Origin of the sequence: Pseudomonas sp. R1-6, from assembly GCF_051132115.1 — a bacterium.
GTDB lineage: Bacteria > Pseudomonadota > Gammaproteobacteria > Pseudomonadales > Pseudomonadaceae > Aquipseudomonas.
The window spans coordinates 2,771,634-2,789,951 of sequence record NZ_CP071662.1 but is presented as its reverse complement, the minus strand read 5'-3'; the positions used below and the strand labels follow the sequence as shown (position 1 = coordinate 2,789,951).

Below are 18,318 nucleotides of genomic sequence, written 5' to 3'. Positions count from 1 at the left end.
GTCCCTTGATAACAGGGACATCAGGCGGGGCCGCGGTCTTGCCCACCAAACACTGCGATCAAAGGAGGCTACATGCCCAACTCCTTCCATTCGCCCTGGTGGAAGAACGCTGTGATCTACCAGGTTTATCCTCGCTCTTTTGCCGATGCCAACGGCGATGGCATTGGCGATCTTCCCGGTTTGACGGCACGTCTGGACCATCTGCAACGTCTGGGCGTCGATGCGTTGTGGCTGTCGCCGGTGTACCGCTCGCCGATGTGTGACGCAGGCTACGACATCTGCGACTACACCGATGTCGATCCGCTCTTCGGCAACCTGGCCGACCTCGACGCATTGATTGCCCAGGCCCACGAACGAGGCTTGAAGGTCCTACTCGACTTCGTGCCCAACCATACGTCCGACCAGCATCCCTGGTTCCTCGAATCACGTTCCAGCCGCGACAACCCCAAGCGCGACTGGTACATCTGGCGCGACCAGCCCAACAACTGGCGGGCCTCGATCGATGGCGGCAGCGCATGGACCTGGGACGAGACCAGCCAGCAGTACTACTTGCACTTTTTCTTGCCGCAACAACCGGATCTCAATTGGCACAATCCAGAAGTCGTTGCCGCCATGCACCAAGTCCTGCACTTCTGGCTCGAGCGCGGCGTGGACGGGTTTCGCGTCGACGTGGTGCATTGCGTCGGCAAGGACCCGAGTTTCGCCGACGACCCGCGCTGCATGGCCGGTGAAACGATGGTCAAGATCAACGACCAGCCCTATAGCCATGAAGTGTTGCGAGGGTTGCGACGCCTCGTTGACAGCTACCCCGGCGAGCGGGTGCTGATCGGTGAGGTGAACATTCGCTCCACGGCGCAGGTGGCGGCCTACTACGGCGCCAGTGACGAATTGCACATGTCATTCAATTTTCCACCCCTGGACGCCCCCTGGGACCCGGTGGTGTTTCGCATGTGCATCCGCGAGGTGGAAAACGACCTCGGCCCCTTGCAGGCCTGGCCCACGTGGGTGCTGTCCAACCACGACAACAGCCGTCACCGCAGTCGCTATGGTGGCTCGTTGCGCCGGGCGAGGGCCGCGGCAGTGATGCTGCTGACGCTGCGGGGCACACCCTTCATCTACCAGGGCGAGGAATTGGGGCTGGAAGACACCCAAGTAACCGCCCAGACCCGCGTCGATCCTGGCGGGCGGGACGGCAGCCGGGCACCGTTGCCGTGGACGTCCCAGGCGCCGCACGGTTGGTCGGGGCAGGCGCCGTGGTTGCCATTTGCAGCAGACGCCGGCGCGTTGTCGGTGGAGTCGCAGGAACGTGCCGCCGATTCGGTGTTGGCCCTTTATCGCCGTTTGCTCGCCTGCCGTCGCAATAGCCTGGCGCTGCGCCTGGGCGGCTGGGAAGAACTGCCGTCCCATCCACAAGTGCTGGCCTATCGTCGCCATTGTGAAGGCGACGAGCGCCTGGTCTGCATCAACTTTGCCGACAACGAACACACCTTTCCTTTGGCCGATCCCTGGCGGGTGGAAGTCGCCAGTGATGGGGCGGACGAAGGCCAGCCGTTCAGCGGTCTTCTGGCTGCCGAGCAGGCCGTGATCCTGTGTCGATAAGGAGTGATCAATGAAAGCCAATTGGCACCGAAACACTTTGATCTATCAGATCGATCCATCCTTGTTCTACGACAGCAACGGCGATGGCCGGGGCGACCTTAAGGGCATCATTCGCCAGCTCGACTACCTTCAGGCGTTGGGCGTCGGTGCGCTCTGGCTGATGCCGCTGTATCGGTCACCGTTCAAGGACGCCGGTTATGACGTCAGCGATTTCATGGCACTGGACCCGCGCTTTGGCAGCGAAGAAGACTTGCGCCAGTTGATCGTCCAGGCCGGTGAGCGCGGCATTCGAGTGATCCTTGAATTGGTGGTGCAGCACACCAGCGATCAGCACCCCTGGTTCCTTCGCGCGCGGCGGGACAAGGACAGCGTCTATCGAGATTATTATCTGTGGTCCGACACGCCGGTGGACGATGGCAACCAGCCAATCTTCCCATCGGTGGAGGACAGTATCTGGCGCTGGGACGAACAGGCCGGACAGTACTATCGACACCTGTTCTACCGCCATGAGCCGGACCTCAACCTGGCGAACCCTCGCGTGGTCGAGGAGATCGAGCGCATCATGGTCCATTGGCTCGAGCTGGGCATCGCCGGCTTTCGTCTCGATGCCGCTTCACACCTGGTGGAGCAGGCTGGCGGCGGCGATGAAGAGCAGGGCGTCTGGGTGCTCGACCGATTCTACAAATGCATGACCCGCATCAACCCCGAAGGCGTGCTGATGGGCGAAGTGGATGTCGAGCCGGAGCGCTTCAGCCACTATTTCGGTACTGGGGAACGCTTGGGCCTGGTCTTGGATTTCTGGGTCAACAATCATCTATTCCTGGCACTGGCCCGTGGCGAGGCCGAGCCTTTGCAGCGGGCCATCATCCGGCGTCCGGCGCCACCGGATGGTGCGAATTACGCGGTCTGGCTGCGCAACCATGACGAACTCGATCTGGAGCGCTTGAATGAGCAGGAACGCGAGGAAGTGATGCAGGCGTTCGCCCCGGAACCGGACATGCGCCTGTACGGCCGAGGCATCCGCCGGCGCCTGGCGCCGATGCTCGGCGGCGATGTCCGGCGCCAGGCCTTGGCCCAGGCATTGTTGTTGTCACTGCCCGGGACGCCGATCGTGCGCTACGGCGAAGAAATCGGCATGGGCGAGGACTTGTCCCGTCCCGAGCGCCTTTCGGTGCGCACGCCCATGCAATGGAGCGACGAGGCCAATGCCGGGTTCTCATCGGCCCAGCGCCTGGCCGCGCCGCTGATCGACGAAGGGCCGTTCGCCTATACGCGACTGAACGTGGAAGCGCAGCTGGATGACCCCGATTCGCTGCTGGCTCGCGCCCGTCGATTGCTGTTGGCGCGCAGGCGGTTGGGTGAAGTGGGCGACGGCAAGGCGCGCCTGTTGACGGTCGATCATCCAGCGGTGTTCGCCATCGCGCATGAATGCAGAGCCACCTCGGTGATGCTGGCGAATCTCGGCACCGACGCGGTCACCGTGCAGTTGCGCGAGCTGGACCTGGAGGGTTTCGAGGAAGTGCTCTCGGACAGCCCGTACCCGGCCCCGGCGCAATCGAAGCTGGCGCTGAACGGATACGGGTATCGCTGGTTCCGGCGCGGTGGGTCAGAACAGTAGCAGCACGAGCGCCAACAACCCGCCACAGGCCAACAGCAGGGCCGACACCTGTGTCGAGCTCAGGGCCAGCGCAGAGTCCCGGGAGCGGCCGTTGAAGCGGCCGCGGGTACGATGCATGGACTCCTGCGGCTCAAACAGATTCTCCGGGCGCTGATTGTCGTCATCCTCGTTGGTCATTTGCCCCGACCAGGCGTTGCGGGCCAACAGGCGATCGAGCAGCCCAGGCATCAGACACGTGCCGACAATGGCTTTGAGCGACGCCGCACCCAGCCACAATTCCCTGGGCGTGCGCTTGACCACGCTCAATATCGCCCGGGCGGCCACGTCCGGATCATGAATCGGTGGCACCGGTTGCGGGCGCTTGCCCAGCTTGTTCCGGGCCCAATCGAACTGCGGCGTGTTGATCGCCGGCAGTTGCACCATGCAGACCTTGATTTTGCTGTGCTCATGAAGCAGTTCGCAGCGCAATGAATCGGTAAAGCCACGCACCGCGAACTTGGCCCCGCAATAAGCGGCTTGCAGGGGAATCGCGCGGTAGGACAGCGCCGAGCCGACCTGGATGATCACCCCGCGATTACGTCGTCCCATCAGGTCCAGCGCTGCGAGGGTGCCGTGGACGGTGCCCAGGTAAGTCACCTTCGTGACTCGGTGGATTTCTTCGGCGCTCAACTGACGGATCGGCGAAAACACCGTGACCATTGCGCAGTTGATCCACACATCGACAGGTCCCAGTTCGCGCTCCATCCGCTGGGCCGCTTCGAAGACTGCATCGGCGTCGGCGACATCGACGCTGATCGCCAGGCACGTCGTACCCAATTGGTTCAGTTCTTCTGCGGTAGCCGCCAAGGCTTGTTCGCCCCGGGCCAGCAACCCGACGCGGTAGCCCGCCGCGGCAAACCGGTGGGCGGTCGCACGACCGACGCCGGCGGTGGATCCACTGATGACAACGACAGGTGGGTTTCGCTCATCCATTGCGTTCACATCCGATCAATAGCCTGCGCCCTCTGGCGCTGTTGGGTTCCAGTTATTGTGAAAATCCCGGCCGGCGTAGGTTCAGGATTTTTTGCGGTCGGGCTCTCAGGGTTGCACTTATATGAAGCCGTCGGTGCCCGATCGCACCATCGCAAGGCAAAGGAACAGGCGGATGTCGCCCACGGGTTTCGGGTAGCCGAGCTGACCCCTTCGCGAGCTAGCCCGCTCCCACAAGGGGCTGGCGGCGAATATGCGATTGTTGATGAGGTTTGGCACGCTCGCTGCAAGACCTTGTCCAGGCCCACCGTGAACACAATCGAGTGGGCAGCCCCGTCGGTCAACGAAGATCGAGCGCCAGCAGGCCGGGGGATAACGGTAGATCAGGGCGCAGCCGCCGGGTCGATACCGCACAGAACAGGCAAAGACGCCTGGAACCGCAAGGTTTCAGGCGTCTTTTTTTTGCTTTCAAAAAACCGTGATGGGCTTTTGTCGGGTGCTTTTATGAATTCCAACGTTGCTTCCCTGAACAAACTGCAAACGCTGATCGTGATCGGCAATGGCATGGTCGGCCATCACTGCGTCGAGCAACTGATCGAGCGCGGTGCCCTCAACCATTACCGCGTGCATGTCTTCAGCGAAGAGCCGATGCGGGCCTACGACCGCGTGCATCTGTCCGAATATTTTTCTGGGCGAGACGCCGAATCCCTGGCCCTTGGCGAAGCGACGTTGTACCAGACGCCGGGTGTGACGTTGCACCTGGGCGTGCCGGTATTGGAAATCGACCGCCAGGCGCGTGAGGTGGTCACCGCCACTGAACGCCTCGGCTATGACAAGCTGGTGCTCGCCACCGGTTCCTATCCGTTCGTGCCGCCGATCCAGGGCGCCGAGGGTGATTCTTGTCTGGTCTACCGCACCCTCGAAGACCTCGATGCGATCCGCGCCGCCGCCAGCAACGCCCGTCGTGGCGTGGTGGTCGGTGGCGGATTGTTGGGCCTGGAAGCGGCCAATGCCTTGAAGAGCCTCGGCCTGGAAGCTCACGTCGTGGAATTCGCCCCCCGGTTGATGCCCGTGCAATTGGACGAGCAAGGCGGCCTGGCACTCAAGGCGCGCATCGAGAAACTGGGCGTTGGCGTGCATTTGTCCAAGGGCACCCAATCGATCAGCGCGGGCGAGCAGTACCGTTATCGGATGAACTTCGGCAACGACGATTTCCTCGAAACCGACTTGATCGTGTTTTCCGCCGGTATTCGCGCCCAGGATGCGTTGGCCCGTCAATGCCAATTGCCGATCGGCCCCCGCGGTGGCGTGGTAATCGACGACCATTGCCAGAGCAGCGACCCGGACATTTACGCCATCGGCGAATGTGCGGCGTGGAACGGCAGCATTTTTGGCCTGGTCGCGCCGGGCTACCAGATGGCCCGCAACGTCGCGTCGCGCCTGTGCGGCGAAGCCGGCGAGGCGTTTACCGGCGCGGACATGTCCACCAAGCTCAAACTGCTGGGCGTGGACGTCGGCTCCATCGGCGACGCACACGGCAACACGCCGGGTTCGCGCAGCTTCCAGTTCATCGACGAAACCAGCGCCAGCTACCGTCGCCTGGTAATCGACGCTGACGGCAAGCGCGTGATCGGCGCGGTGCTGGTAGGCGACAACAGCTACTACGACACCTTGCTGCAGTACATGCAGAACGGCATCGCGTTGCCCAAGGACGCCGCCAGCCTGATCCTGCCATCGTCCGAAGGCGCCCCGACACTGGGCCCGGCGGCTTTACCCGAAACCGCCACCCTCTGCTCGTGCCACAACGTCACCAAGGGGGCGGTCTGCTCGGCCATCGACGGCGGCTGCACCGATCTCGGCCAGCTCAAGTGCGACACCAAGGCCGGCACCGGTTGCGGCGGCTGCGCGGCGCTGGTCAAGCAAGTCTTCGAGCACGAACTGATCGCCCGCGGCGTCAGCGTCGACAAGAGCCTGTGCGAACACTTCGCCTATACCCGCCAGGAACTGTATGCCCTGGTGCGCGTGGAAGGCATCATCAGTTTCGAAGAATTGCTCGCCAAACACGGTCGTGGCCACACCGGTTGCGACCTGTGCAAACCGGCCGTGGGCTCGATCCTGGCGTCGTGCTGGAACCAGCCGATCATGGACCCGCACCTGGTGCCGTTGCAGGACACCAACGACACCTTCATGGCGAACATGCAGAAGAACGGCACCTATTCGGTGGTGCCGCGCATCGCCGGTGGAGAAATCACCGCCGACAAACTGATCGCCATCGGCGTGGTTGCCAAGAAATACGACCTTTACACCAAGATCACTGGCGGACAGCGCATCGACCTGTTCGGCGCGCAGCTGCACCAGTTGCCGGACATCTGGGCCGAATTGATCGAAGCCGGGTTCGAAACCGGCCACGCCTACGGCAAATCCACGCGCACGGTAAAATCCTGCGTGGGCAGCACCTGGTGCCGCTACGGCGTGCAGGACAGCGTGCAAATGGCCCTGACCATCGAGGATCGCTACAAAGGCCTGCGCTCGCCCCACAAGCTCAAGTTCGCGGTGTCTGGCTGCACCCGTGAGTGCGCCGAAGCCCAGAGCAAGGACGTCGGCGTGATCGCCACTGAAAAGGGCTGGAACCTCTATGTGGCCGGCAATGGCGGTATGCGTCCGCGTCACGCCGAACTGTTCGCCACCGACCTGGACGATGCGACGCTGATCCGTTACATCGACCGCTTCCTGATGTTCTACATCCGCACCGCCGACAAGCTGCAACGCACCTCGGTGTGGCGCGAGAGCCTGGAAGGTGGCCTGGACTATCTCAAGGACGTGATCATTCACGACAGCCTGGGCCTGGGCGCCGAGCTCGAAGCGCAGATGCAACTGGTGGTCGACCGCTACGAATGCGAATGGGCCAACGCCCTGAAGGACCCGGAAAAGCTCAAGCGCTTCCGCACCTTCGTCAACGACAAGCGCGGCGATCCAGACGTTCATTTTGTCCGCGAACGCGGCCAGCGCCGGCCGGTGCATGCCGGCGAACTTCACTTGATTCCCGTCACCGAGGAGGTGCTCTGATGAGCCAGCCAAACGTCGTTCGTATCGCCCAAGAATCCGTGCAATGGCGTGCCCTGTGCAGCCGCGATGACCTGGTGCCCAACTCCGGCGTGGTCGCCTGGCACGACGGCAGCCAAGTGGCGCTGCTCTATCTCCCAGAGCATGCGGACAAGCCACTGTACGCCGTCGATAATCGCGATCCGAAGTCCGGCGCCAACGTAATCGGCCGCGGCCTGTTGGGCAATATCAAGGGCGAACTGGTCATTGCCTCGCCGATGTACAAACAGCATTTCCGCCTGGAAGACGGCCTTTGCCTGGAGTACCCGGAGCAGCGCTTGCGCGTCTGGCCGGTGCGCTTGAATGGCGATGTGGTGGAGATTGGCGAGGGCTGACCGTCGCAATTGTGGTCTTTCGGTGCCCTGTGGCGAGGGAGCTTGCTCCCGCTCGGCCGGGCTGGCGCTCCAGTGCGCAGCGACCGCAGGTTTTTGGGCCCGCTGCGCGGTCCAGCGGGAGCAAGCTCCCTCGCCACGACAGCGGCCACTTTTGTTTGAGATTGGGGAGTAGTAATGAAGACCGCCGCGCAACTGGTAAGGCTCAAGAGCGTACAGAACCAGCGGGTCCACAGCATCGCACCGGATCAGGCCGTGCTCGAAGCATTGCAGATCATGGCCGAGAAAAATGTCGGTGCGCTGCCGGTGATCGAAGGCGGGCAGGTGGTGGGGGTGTTCAGCGAGCGGGACTACGCGCGCAAGATGGTCCTCAAGGGCCGTTCATCCGTGGGCACTGCGGTGCGCACCATCATGAGCACGCCGGTGATCACCGCCGACAGCCAGCAGAGCATCGACCGCTGCATGGCGGTCATGACCGACAGCCACCTGCGGCATTTGCCGGTGCTGGAAAACGGCGAGCTGATCGGGCTGTTGTCCATTGGCGACCTGGTCAAGGAAGCGATCGTCGAACAAGCGGACCTGATCCGGCAGTTGGAGCATTACATTCGCGGGCATTAAGCACCTGCTGTGCCCTTGTGGCAAGAGAGCCTGAAAGCCATTCAATCGCTTCCGTGCTGGGCCGTATCAGCGCTTGGCCGGTGCTGGCGCAACAATTCGATTTGTTGGGCGGGAATCAAAGTGCGCAAGGATTTATAGAGGGCGCGGGTTTCCAACAGGTTCCACACGCGCAACATGGTTTCCAGCGCATCGAGGGGTTTGCTGATGAAGTCGCGCGCGCCCAGCGCCAGGGCACGCAGGCGGGTGTCGCGGGTCGCGTCGGCCGTCAGGACCAGGATCGGCAGGTAATCATTGGCCGGGATCCGCCGGTTGAGCTGCTCCAGCACCGCGAAGCCATCGAACGCAGGCATGTGCAGGTCCAGGATGACCAGGTCCGGCTCGAAACTGTTGAACAGGTCAAGGGTGCGCAGCGGTTCGGTGCTGCTCAGTACATTGTGCAGCCCTTCGCGGGCGAGCAATTGCTCCATCAGATCCAAGTTGGGGCGCTGATCGTCGATGATCAGGATGCGCAGGTCGCGATTCATGCGGACTCCGGTAGATAACGCTCAAGGTGGCCAAGAAAGGCCTGGATATGAATGGGTTTGGTGAGGATCGCCGTGGCGCCGGCGTCAAGCAGGGCCCGGTGGGACAGATCGCTGGCATCGGCGGTGATCATCAACACCGGCGTGTAGGCCGTGGTCGGGGATTGGCGCAGGCGGCGAAGAACTTTCAGGCCATCCAGATCGGGCAATGTCACGTCCAGCAGGATCAATTGCGGCGCGTGCTGGCGAGCCAGGTCGAGGCCCATCTGGCCTTGCATGCTGGACAGCAACTGAATGCCTGGACGGCGTTGCATCAGGGTCTCGATCAGGGCGAGGCTAGACAGGTTGTCCTCGATGCACAGCACCTTGCCGTCGAATTCGGTGCGTGGGCGTGCCACTTCCAGCGCAACCATGGGCGGCAGGTGAGCGCCGGATACCCGGGCGCCGGGCAGTCGCAAGGTGAAGCAACAGCCTTGTCCCGGATCGCTGCGTACTTGCAGGCTGCCTTGCATCATCTCCAGCAGGCTCTTGCTCAGCGAAAGGCCGAGCCCAGTGCCTTCGACCTGGGGATCCGCGCCGAGGCGCTCGAATGGCTTGAACAGCTGATCCAACAGCTCGGGGGCGATGCCACGCCCGGTGTCGCTGATGGCGATACTGACATGGGGAGCTTCAGCCGTGACCTCAATGCGTACTTCGCCACCCGGCTGGTTGTATTTGATGGCATTGGACAGCAGGTTCAGCAATACCTGCACCAGGCGCTGGCGATCGGCAAGCACGCCGCTGCCCTCGGGCAGCGATGCAAGCTCGGCCAGATGGATCCCGGCGTCGGCCGCCATCGGCGACACCAGCGTCAACGCTTCGTGCAGCACCGCCGGCAATCCGATCGGTTCGATGTTCAGGGGCAGGCGGCCGGCTTCGATCCGGGCGATGTCGAGTACCTCGTTGATCAACGCCAACAAGTGCTGACCGGCTCGCAGGATGTGGCTGACTTGCGGGCGCTGGCCGGCAATGGAATCCATGTCCAGCAGTTGCGCGAAGCCCAGGATGGAATTCAACGGCGTGCGCAGTTCATGACTCATGCGCGACAAGAACTCACTCTTGGCGCGACTGGCGCTTTCGGCTTCTTCACGGGCCGTGCGCAGGGCTATCTCGGCGGCACGTCGGTCGGTGATGTCCCGGGTGATCTTGGAGAAGCCTCGCAGGGCGCCGGTGCTGTCGTATTGGGCGGTAATCACCACGCTGGCCCAGAAACGACTGCCGTCCTTGCGGCATCGCCAGCCTTCTTCCATGTAATGACCTTCGCGGGTGGCCGCGAGCAAGGCCATGTCCGGATGCGCCGGGCATTCTTCGGCCAGGTAGAACAACGAGAAATGCCGGCCGAGCACTTCCTGTTCGGTATAGCCCTTGATCCGTTCGGCGCCGACGTTCCAAGTGATCACGTGGCCTTGGGCGTCCAGGGCGAAGATCCCGTAGTCCTTCACCCCATCGATGATCAGCCGCAGGCGTTCTTCGTTGTCGCGCAAGGCTCGTTCGCGCTCGGCCAATAATTGCCCAGCCTCCACCAGGCGCGTGCCCAACTGGCCGATCTCATCCCGCTCCGGTGGTTGTGGCAACAGCGGTTGGCCCAGCGCCAGACGCTGGGCGTTGCCTTGCACCTTCTGGACCCGGGCGACGATGCCCTTGGACAGGAACAGCACTGCAACGATGGCGCCGAACAGTCCGCACAGCGCCGCCAGCAGAGTCGCGAACAACAGGCGCATGCGCGTAGCGGAAGCGGCGGCGCTGCGGTCGGTGAGCAGGGCGTCCTCACGGATACGCATGGCGCTGATCTGCTCGCGCAGCACGTCCAGCACTTGTTTGTTTTCGATCAGGATGGCGGTGATGGTCGCGGTGTCGTCGCCTTTGCCGGTGCGCAGGGAGACCAGTCCGTTGAGCTTTTCAGTGATCAGCGGCGTGATGGTCTTGAGGTGCTCGCGCATTCTGGCGTCGCGGATATTATGATCCAGGCGTTGCAGTGCGGCCTGGATCTTTGGGGTGGCCTGTTCGTAGCCGGGCAGGAAATCTTCGCGGCGGGTCAGCAGGTAACCGCGCACGCTGGCGGCTGCTTCGGCCAGTAGGGTGTGCACCGCCTGGATGTCGCCCTGTACCAGCAGCACCCGGCGCACATCCTCTTCGGCGCGTGCGGTCTGGCGCTCGGTGATGTAGATCAGCACCAGTGACAGCAACAGGACAACCAGCGGCAGGGAAATCACCACCAATGCCTTGCCCCGCAAGGGCAGGTCGGCCCAGCGACGGGCCGCGAGGATCTTCATGGCCATTGCCCCGACGGTTGCGCGACCAACCCCAGGGCGACACCGCGCACCGCGGCCTGGGTGCGGTCGGCGGCGCCAAGCTTGCCGATGACCCGCTCGACATGGGCCTTTGCGGTGCCGGGGGCGATGCCGAGTTTTTCGCCGATTTCACGATTGCTGAAACCACTGGCGACCAGGCCGAGCACCTGCCGCTCACGGGCGGTCAGGGCCTGGACCTGAGCCGTACCTCCGGCGCCGCGCTCGGCCATGCGCCGCAAGAGGCGGGCGCTGACCGAGCTGTTCAAGGCTTCCTCTCCCTGGGCGACCCTTCTGAGCGCATCGATCAACTCGGCGCGACTGGCATCCTTGAGCAGATAACCGACGGCGCCCGCGCCGATGGCCGCTTCCAGGTGGTCGGGGCTGTCGTCCATGGTGAAAATCATGACCTTGAGCTGCGGCTGGCGTTGTTTCAGGATGCGCGCCGCGCCGAGGCCATTGAGCACCGGCATGCGAATATCCAGGATCGCGATGTCCGGTTGCAGCTGCTGGCACAAATCGAGCGCCTCCTGGCCGTCTCTGGCCTGGCCGACCACCTCGAAGCCCTCGATACCGCAAAGCATTGAAATGAAACCGGTGCGGGTCACTTCGTGATCATCGGCCAACAGCACGCGCAGAGGACGGTTCATGATTGGCCTCCATGGGTTGGCAGGGGCACGCTGGCCAACAGGCGAGTACCACCGTTGCGTTCGCTGCGACAGTCCAGATGGCCTCCCAGGAGGCTGGCACGTTCCTGCATGGCCGCCAGGCCCAGGTGGCTGGAGCCATGGCTTTCGATGGGCGGTTCGAGGGCAAACCCGCGGCCATCGTCCTCGACCCGCAACGTTGCCCGTCCGTCACGCACCACCAAGCCCAGGCAAACATGCCTGGCCTGGGCATGCTTGAGGATATTGTTGATGCCTTCCTGGGCGATGCGGAACAGGGCAATCTCGGCGTTTCCCGACAGCCGCGCAGCGCTGTGCTCGACCCAGTCCACCGTCAGCCCGGCGTCACGCAGGCGATCGGCTTCCTTGTCGATGGCGGTGTACAAACCAAAATCGTCCAGTACATGGGGGCGAAGGCCGCCGATCAACTGCCGGCTCTCGCCGACGCAACGCTGGGCCAGGTCGAGGATGGCCTGGTGTTCGCTGTGCAGCGTCGACGACAGCGGCGGGCAGCGGCCGGCGAAACCTTGCAGGCGCTGATGCAGCCCCGCGAGGTTCTGCGCAAGGCCATCGTGAAGGTCATAGGCCACGCGCTTGCGTTCGTCTTCCTGGGCGCTGAATAGCCGATGGACCAGCTCGGACATGGTCCGCTCACGGGCTTGCAGCGCCTGGAGCAGCCGGCTGTTTTCCAGGTGCGCCGCCAGCAGCGTCGCAAGCAATTGCAGCGACTCGATGTCCTCGTTGTCGGGGGGCCCGAGGGGCACGCTGTTACCCAGCAGCAGGGCACCGAACACGATGCCGTCCGCGCCTCGCAGCGGCACGCGCAGAACCTGCGCCAGGGTTTTCCCCGGACAGTCCAACCACTGCGGTTCGGGCGCCGACGGCTGCGCGAGCTGGGCAAGCAAATCGAGCCCATCGCCGCTGCCGTGACTGGCAACGGTTTGCAACGTGGCTTGCGGCGTCCACTCCAGCAACAAGCCATGGTCCATGGCGACGAATGCGCACGCTCGCTGCACCGCGCGCTCGCGCATTTGCGCCAAGGGCAGGCGGGTCAATTCGTGCCCGGTGCCCAACAGAAGGCCCAAACGTGCCGCGCGGCTTTGCGACTGGCGGTATTGGCTGCGGATCGCCAGGGCGCTGCCAGGGTCGTGGGGTGGGCTTTGCATGGGGGAACTCCAGCGTGGACGTGAACCGGCCTGGTTCGCGATGGCGACATTAGACCTTGGGATCGGCACCTGGCCTATCTGCCGAATGGCATAGGCGATCAGCACCGGTTGGCCGATGGCGAGCGCTGCGGGGATCGGCAAAGTGGGGGCATTGAAACCCAAAGGACCACAACGATGAAAATGAAAACCTGTGCCATCGCCGCTTTTTTCGTGCTGGCTGCTCCCTTTGTCCAGGCTGCGGAGACCGCGCCGTTCGTCTATCGCACCGTCGTCGAGCAACCGCAAAAGCAAACCGACCGGGAAATAGCGGGGCTTTTCGACCGCTGGAACGCAGCACTGCAAACCGGCAGCGCCAGCGCGGTGACCGCCCTCTACGCGCCGGATGCGGTATTGCAACCGACTGTTTCCAACAAGGTGCGCAGCACACCGGACCAGATCCAGGATTACTTCGTGCACTTCCTGGCGGCCAAGCCGGTCGGGGTAATCAACTACCGGGAGATCCGTCACCTGGGCGCCGACGCTGCGATGGACAGCGGGGTCTACACGTTCACGCTGACCCAGGCCGACGGTTCCAAGCGAGAGGTCCAGGCGCGGTACACCTTCCTCTATGAACGACTCGACGGGCAGTGGAAAATCATCAACCATCACTCATCGGCCATGCCTGAAGTGCCCAAGACCCTCCACGCCAGCCATTGAGACCGCCGGTGCCTTTGTCATATGTCAGCCCCGGCACCGTCGGCACATCCCACTCTGCGCCAAGGTGTGCGCGCCAATGTCGAGAACGTCGCGGATAAGCGGTATTGAAGTTCGGCGGGGGCTTCGGATGACAGTGAGCCGCGGTTGACGCTGCGACGCCTCGGACTTATTCGGTTTCGACGACCGTGGATTTTTGAATGTGGTTCTCTGAAGTGGAGGTATATCCGTTACCAGGATGACGGATATACAAACCGGCCAAGAGCAGTCTCAACCATCCCGAAACAGATCCCGCGAGTCCAGCAACCGCCAGGCAATCTCAGGCCGCTTCTCCAGCCCCCGGCGAATCGCAGCCGGGATCGACTGGCGAATCTTGCGGCACAGCCCCGGCTGCTCCTGGAATACGATGGCAATACCGCGCATCGTCCGAACCTCGTTATAGCCGGGCTCGATGGTTACCCGCACACCCAGGTTCTCGAACAACCGCTGCTGCAACCGTTCAAGCTCGTCCAGGCTCTGGATATTTTCCAGTCGCTCAAGCAGGCGTTTCTCTTCCTGGCGATTCAGGCAAAGGATGCGCAGATCGCTGCCCGGCGTTTGCAGCAACGCATCACGCCCGCAATCACAGACACCAGGCGGGCAGGGGGGACGGATGGGCATCGGCGCGGTCATGGGCTCCACAAGCTCTGCAACACGACAAACCGCCTTCGGCGTAGGGACGATCCAGGCAATGTGATGCCTGACGGCGTGTCGGTCAACCCATCGGGAAGGCCGCCTGTCCGCACTCCATGGGGGGCCGCTCGTCAGTTTCGCCAGGATCCGATCAAATTTTCCAAGGCCAGGGGTGATCAAGAAGACAGACACGTCGCGTCCCGCTTCGTCAGTGGGCCGCGCCTGGGAAAAAGGAGAACCCATTTGATGCAACCCAATCCGTCTACCTTGCCGCTGCTGGAGGAGCTGCTGATGGCCCGTGGGCCCGGCGGGCAGGAGCATGAAGTGCGCGACATCTGCCTTCGGGAGCTGAAACCGCATTGCGACGAAACCTGGGTCGACCCGGCGGGCAATGTCATCGGGCTGATCAAGGGCGCCCGGCCGGACACGAAGCCGCATCAGTCGATCCGGATCATGGCGCACCTGGACGAGATCGCCATGCTGGTCAAGCGCATCGAGTCTGACGGCACGTTGCGAGTGGTGGCCCTGGGCGGTGCCAATCCGATCAACTTCGGGGTCTGCCCAGTGGACATTCTTGGCGACCGGGATTTCATTCCTGGCGTGTTGTCGTTCGGGTCGATGCACAGCACCGGTGAAACCCACCAGGGCGCGGACGTGTTGTCGGGAAACGTCAATTGGGGTGACGTCCATGTGATTACCCGTCGCACGAGCGAGCAATTGCAGGCCCATGGGGTACGCCCCGGCACGCGGGTGGTGTTGAGCCAGCACTGGCGACGACCGTTCCGGGTCGGCGACGCCATCGCCGCGCATTTCCTGGACGACCGCGCGCCCATGGTGGCTGCGCTCCAGGCCGCCACGCTCTTGGCCGAGCGCCGTAAAGAGCTGCCGCACGACGTTTATTTTGTTTTTACCACCCAGGAAGAAGAGTCCAATGCCGGCGCCCTTTATGCCGCCAGCCATTTGCCCGGGGACGCCACGGTGGCGGTCGAGGTCGGCCCCGTGGTCGCGGAATATGCCACCCGATTGGGCGTCGATCCGATCATCAACACGGGTGACAAGAATGGCTGTTACCACCGTGGGCTCGTCGCCCAGCTGTACCAGGCCGGTAAACGCAGCGGGCTGACACCACAATTTGCCTTGTTGGCGGATTTCGCCAGCGACGCCAGTGCGATCATGAGCAGCGGGGCGTCCGCCCAAGGCGGTTGTATCGCAATCCCGACCGAAAATACCCACGGCTATGAGCTGATCGTGGAAGGCAGTATCGAGGCTTGCGCGGTGACATTGCTGGAATTCTTGTTGAATCGATGTGGTGCCTGACGCCACGGGGATCAATGTGGGAACGAACCTGCTCGCGAAGGCGGCGGCCCATCCAATATTGCATTGGCTGATACACCGCATTCACGAGCAGGCTCGCTCCCACAAGGGTTTGGTTACAGCCCCAGCTCAGAAAGGCCTGGGTGATCGTCCGGCCGACGGCCCAGCGGCCAATGGAATTTACGTTCGCTTTCCTTGATCGGCATGTCATTGATGCAGGCGTAGCGGTTGGCCATCAGGCCGTTCTCATCGAATTCCCAGTTTTCATTGCCGTAGGAGCGGAACCAGTTGCCCGAGTCGTCGTGCCATTCATAGGCGTAGCGCACGGCAATACGGTTGCCAGTAAAGGCCCAGAGCTCCTTGATAAGCCGGTAGTCGAGTTCCTTGGCCCACTTGCGGGTCAAAAAGGCCTTCGCTTCTTCCCGGTTATGGGCGAATTCAGCGCGGTTACGCCATTGAGTATTGAGAGTGTAGGCCAGCGATACTTTCTGCGGGTCACGACCGTTCCAGCCGTCTTCGGCCAGGCGAACTTTTTCGATAGCTGTTTCACGGGTGAAAGGTGGCAGCGGTGGGCGAACTTCGGCAGAGGACGACATGGCCAATCTCCAGATAATGAACGTGGGTTGCACGATTGCTTTACAGCGAGGGTCTTTACGAGCGGTCCTGCGGTTTACACGTGTTGCTTATTCAATCGCCAACAACATCTTCAGGACGTCTTGGGCCTGATCGGCAGCATCGTGATCGCCCATGACGAGCGCGAGGGTAATGGCGCCGTCAATCAGGATGAGCAGCTGTCGGGCAAGCACGTGCGGCTGCTCAATACCCTGTTCGGTACACAAGCGGGTCACATAGTCGAGCAATGCCTGTTTGTGCATTTTCGCAACCTGGCGGACCGGATCCTGAGGGTCGCCGGTTTCGCCGCTTGTGTTGATGAATGCACAACCACGGAAGCCTTCGCTCTGGAACCAGCCCTTGAGCACGGGAAACAGGCTGAGCAAACGTGCGAGGGGTGTCGGCGCCTTGCCCACTTCGCTGCTGAACCACTGCATCCAGCGTTCATCACGGCGCTTGAGCGCCGCGACGACGAGCTCCTCCTTGTTGGCGAAGTAGCGGTAGATACTCTTCCTGGAGACGCCGGCGGTTTTTACCAGAAGATCCATGCCGGTGGCCGCGATGCCACTTCTGTAGATCAACTTTTCGGCGACATCAAGGATGATGTCTCGTGTTTCAGTGCCAGTGATTTCGTTCATGCGACTTAAAGTAGAACGGTCATTCTCCTTGGTCAAATATTTTTTCATCTCGACGGGGAGACCCCAAGCCACGCGTCATGGTGTAAGCTCATCGGTTCTTCGGAATCGACTTTTTGCGAGCCCTATGCCGTCGCTTTTCAAACGTTCCTTGCTGCCCAAGCTGCGCAGCTTTCCACTCACCGCCGACGCCGTGACGATCCTCGACGGTGCCGCCGAGTTTCGCCGTTGCCTGCTTGAGAAAATCGCCCAGGCCACCCAGCGCATCTACATCGTCGCCCTCTACCTGCAAGAGGACGAGGCCGGCCAGGAAATCCTCGATGCCTTGCATGCCGCCAAAACCGCACGTCCCGAACTGGACATTGCGGTGGTGGTGGACTGGTTGCGGGCGCAACGTGGGCTGATCGGGGCCAAAAAACAGCCGGGCAACTCGGCGTGGTATCAAAAACAGACCCGCGCCCATGCCAGCGAAGTGCCGATCTACGGCGTGCCGGTGCAGACCCGCGAGCTGTTCGGGGTACTGCACCTCAAAGGCTTCGTGATCGACGACTGTGTGCTCTACAGCGGTGCGAGCCTCAACAACGTCTACCTGCACAAGTTCGACAAGTACCGCTACGACCGTTATCACCTGCTGCAGAACGCCCCGCTGGCCGACTCGATGCATCATCTGGTGCAACATGGCCTGATCGCCTCCAGGGCCGTGCATCGCCTTGACCTGCCGGACCTGCCCAGCACCCGCAGTTTGCGCAAGGACATCGGCGACCTGCGCAGCCGCCTCAAGTACGCGGCCTACGACACCACGGCGGGCAGCCTCGACAAGAATGGCCTGTCGGTGAGCCCGTTGCTGGGCGTCGGCAAGAACAACCCGCTGAGCAGGGTGATCGGTGAACTGATCGCCGGCAGCCGCAAGCAGTTGACCATCTGCACGCCGTATTTCAACCTGCCATTGGCTGTGACGCGGGAAATCAACCGTGCCCTGGCTCGCGGCGTGCGAATCGACATCATCGTTGGCGACAAGACCGCCAACGATTTTTATATTCCTGCGAGCGAGCCGTTCAAGATCATCGCTGCGTTGCCCTACCTGTACGAAATCAGCCTGCGTCGCTTTGCCAAGCGGCACCAGCGCTACATCGACAGCGGCCAGTTGAACCTGCACCTGTGGCGAGACGGCGACAATACCTACCACCTCAAGGGCATGTGGGTGGACGAGCGCTATACCTTGCTCACCGGCAACAACCTCAACCCACGGGCGTTTCGCCTGGACCTGGAAAATGCCCTGTTGCTGGACGATCCCAAGGGCGAGTTGTCGGGACCGCGCCAGGCCGAGCTCGAGCGGATCTATCGGCACACCCAGCGAATCGAACGCTACCTGGACCTGGAAACCCTGCCGGATTACCCCGCAGCGGTGGGCAAGTTCCTCAAGCGCGTCAGCCGGGTGCGAATAGAGCGTCTGCTTTACCGGATCCTGTGAAAAC

Annotated in this window: 16 protein-coding genes; 8 read left to right on the top strand and 8 right to left on the bottom strand. The window is 62.4% G+C overall.

The window, feature by feature from the left end; genetic code table 11:
* Nucleotides 1-72 precede the first annotated feature (72 nt).
* Together J3P81_RS12665 and J3P81_RS12660 are read left to right on the top strand one after the other, a co-directional pair.
* Entirely contained in the window at nucleotides 73-1,599 is a 1,527-nt protein-coding gene (locus tag J3P81_RS12665) for an alpha-amylase family glycosyl hydrolase (RefSeq protein ID WP_434558830.1), read from the top strand.
* Nucleotides 1,600-1,609: 10 nt separating this feature from the next.
* Nucleotides 1,610-3,217, top strand: coding sequence for an alpha-amylase family protein (locus J3P81_RS12660; RefSeq protein WP_434558828.1), 1,608 nt, complete (start codon nucleotides 1,610-1,612; stop codon nucleotides 3,215-3,217).
* Here the strand turns inward: J3P81_RS12660 and J3P81_RS12655 are convergent.
* Nucleotides 3,206-4,189 carry an SDR family oxidoreductase gene (locus J3P81_RS12655; RefSeq protein WP_434558825.1) on the bottom strand — a complete coding sequence of 328 codons (984 nt, stop codon included), beginning with the start codon at nucleotides 4,187-4,189 and terminating at the stop codon, nucleotides 3,206-3,208. The two genes, J3P81_RS12660 and J3P81_RS12655, sit on opposite strands and share 12 nt — an antisense overlap.
* Nucleotides 4,190-4,690: 501 nt before the next feature.
* On the opposite strand from J3P81_RS12655, the gene nirB reads away from it, so the two are divergent.
* The 3 genes from nirB to J3P81_RS12640 all read left to right on the top strand — a co-directional run bounded on the left by nirB (nucleotide 4,691) and on the right by J3P81_RS12640 (nucleotide 8,238).
* Nucleotides 4,691-7,252, top strand: coding sequence for a nitrite reductase large subunit NirB (gene nirB, locus J3P81_RS12650; RefSeq protein ID WP_434564067.1), 2,562 nt, complete (start codon nucleotides 4,691-4,693; stop codon nucleotides 7,250-7,252).
* Nucleotides 7,252-7,623, top strand: coding sequence for a nitrite reductase small subunit NirD (nirD, locus tag J3P81_RS12645; RefSeq protein ID WP_434564066.1), 372 nt, complete (start codon nucleotides 7,252-7,254; stop codon nucleotides 7,621-7,623). Before nirB ends, nirD begins: the two co-directional genes overlap by 1 nt.
* A 174-nt stretch (nucleotides 7,624-7,797) precedes the next feature.
* A complete protein-coding gene (locus tag J3P81_RS12640; RefSeq protein WP_434564065.1) occupies nucleotides 7,798-8,238 on the top strand; it encodes a CBS domain-containing protein in 441 nt (146 codons plus the stop codon).
* Nucleotides 8,239-8,279: 41 nt separating this feature from the next.
* Here J3P81_RS12640 and J3P81_RS12635 read toward each other — a convergent pair whose 3' ends face one another.
* From J3P81_RS12635 to J3P81_RS12620, 4 genes are read right to left on the bottom strand one after another with little or no spacing between them, the layout of a single operon-like run.
* Nucleotides 8,280-8,762 (bottom strand): response regulator, encoded by a 483-nt coding sequence (locus J3P81_RS12635; RefSeq protein ID WP_434564064.1) that lies wholly within the window; start codon nucleotides 8,760-8,762, stop codon nucleotides 8,280-8,282.
* Nucleotides 8,759-11,071, bottom strand: a complete 2,313-nt coding sequence (locus J3P81_RS12630; RefSeq protein WP_434564063.1) for an ATP-binding protein — start codon at nucleotides 11,069-11,071, stop codon at nucleotides 8,759-8,761. The genes J3P81_RS12635 and J3P81_RS12630 overlap by 4 nt, the downstream gene beginning before the upstream one ends.
* Complete coding sequence (locus J3P81_RS12625) at nucleotides 11,068-11,736, bottom strand: response regulator (protein ID WP_434564062.1); 669 nt, start codon at nucleotides 11,734-11,736, stop codon at nucleotides 11,068-11,070. Before J3P81_RS12625 ends, J3P81_RS12630 begins: the two co-directional genes overlap by 4 nt.
* Complete coding sequence (locus J3P81_RS12620) at nucleotides 11,733-12,917, bottom strand: sensor histidine kinase (protein WP_434564061.1); 1,185 nt, start codon at nucleotides 12,915-12,917, stop codon at nucleotides 11,733-11,735. The genes J3P81_RS12625 and J3P81_RS12620 overlap by 4 nt, the downstream gene beginning before the upstream one ends.
* 174 nt (nucleotides 12,918-13,091) lie before the next feature.
* On the opposite strand from J3P81_RS12620, the gene J3P81_RS12615 reads away from it, so the two are divergent.
* Entirely contained in the window at nucleotides 13,092-13,613 is a 522-nt protein-coding gene (locus tag J3P81_RS12615; RefSeq protein ID WP_420763935.1) for an SgcJ/EcaC family oxidoreductase, read from the top strand.
* 267 nt (nucleotides 13,614-13,880) lie between these two features.
* On the opposite strand, the gene J3P81_RS12610 is transcribed toward J3P81_RS12615, so the two are convergent.
* Entirely contained in the window at nucleotides 13,881-14,282 is a 402-nt protein-coding gene (locus tag J3P81_RS12610; RefSeq protein WP_434564060.1) for a hypothetical protein, read from the bottom strand.
* 246 nt (nucleotides 14,283-14,528) lie between these two features.
* Here J3P81_RS12610 and J3P81_RS12605 point away from each other — a divergent pair, with 246 nt between their 5' ends.
* Nucleotides 14,529-15,599, top strand: coding sequence for a M28 family peptidase (locus tag J3P81_RS12605; protein ID WP_434564059.1), 1,071 nt, complete (start codon nucleotides 14,529-14,531; stop codon nucleotides 15,597-15,599).
* A 113-nt stretch (nucleotides 15,600-15,712) separates the two neighbouring features.
* Here the strand turns inward: J3P81_RS12605 and J3P81_RS12600 are convergent, their stop codons facing one another.
* Together J3P81_RS12600 and J3P81_RS12595 are read right to left on the bottom strand one after the other, a co-directional pair.
* Nucleotides 15,713-16,192 carry a DUF1348 family protein gene (locus J3P81_RS12600; RefSeq protein ID WP_434564058.1) on the bottom strand — a complete coding sequence of 160 codons (480 nt, stop codon included), beginning with the start codon at nucleotides 16,190-16,192 and terminating at the stop codon, nucleotides 15,713-15,715.
* An 87-nt stretch (nucleotides 16,193-16,279) separates the two neighbouring features.
* Nucleotides 16,280-16,846, bottom strand: a complete 567-nt coding sequence (locus J3P81_RS12595; protein WP_434564105.1) for a TetR/AcrR family transcriptional regulator — start codon at nucleotides 16,844-16,846, stop codon at nucleotides 16,280-16,282.
* Between the two features lie 124 nt (nucleotides 16,847-16,970).
* On the opposite strand from J3P81_RS12595, the gene pssA reads away from it, so the two are divergent.
* Nucleotides 16,971-18,314 carry a CDP-diacylglycerol--serine O-phosphatidyltransferase gene (gene pssA, locus J3P81_RS12590; RefSeq protein WP_420763939.1) on the top strand — a complete coding sequence of 448 codons (1,344 nt, stop codon included), beginning with the start codon at nucleotides 16,971-16,973 and terminating at the stop codon, nucleotides 18,312-18,314.
* Nucleotides 18,315-18,318: the final 4 nt, after the last annotated feature.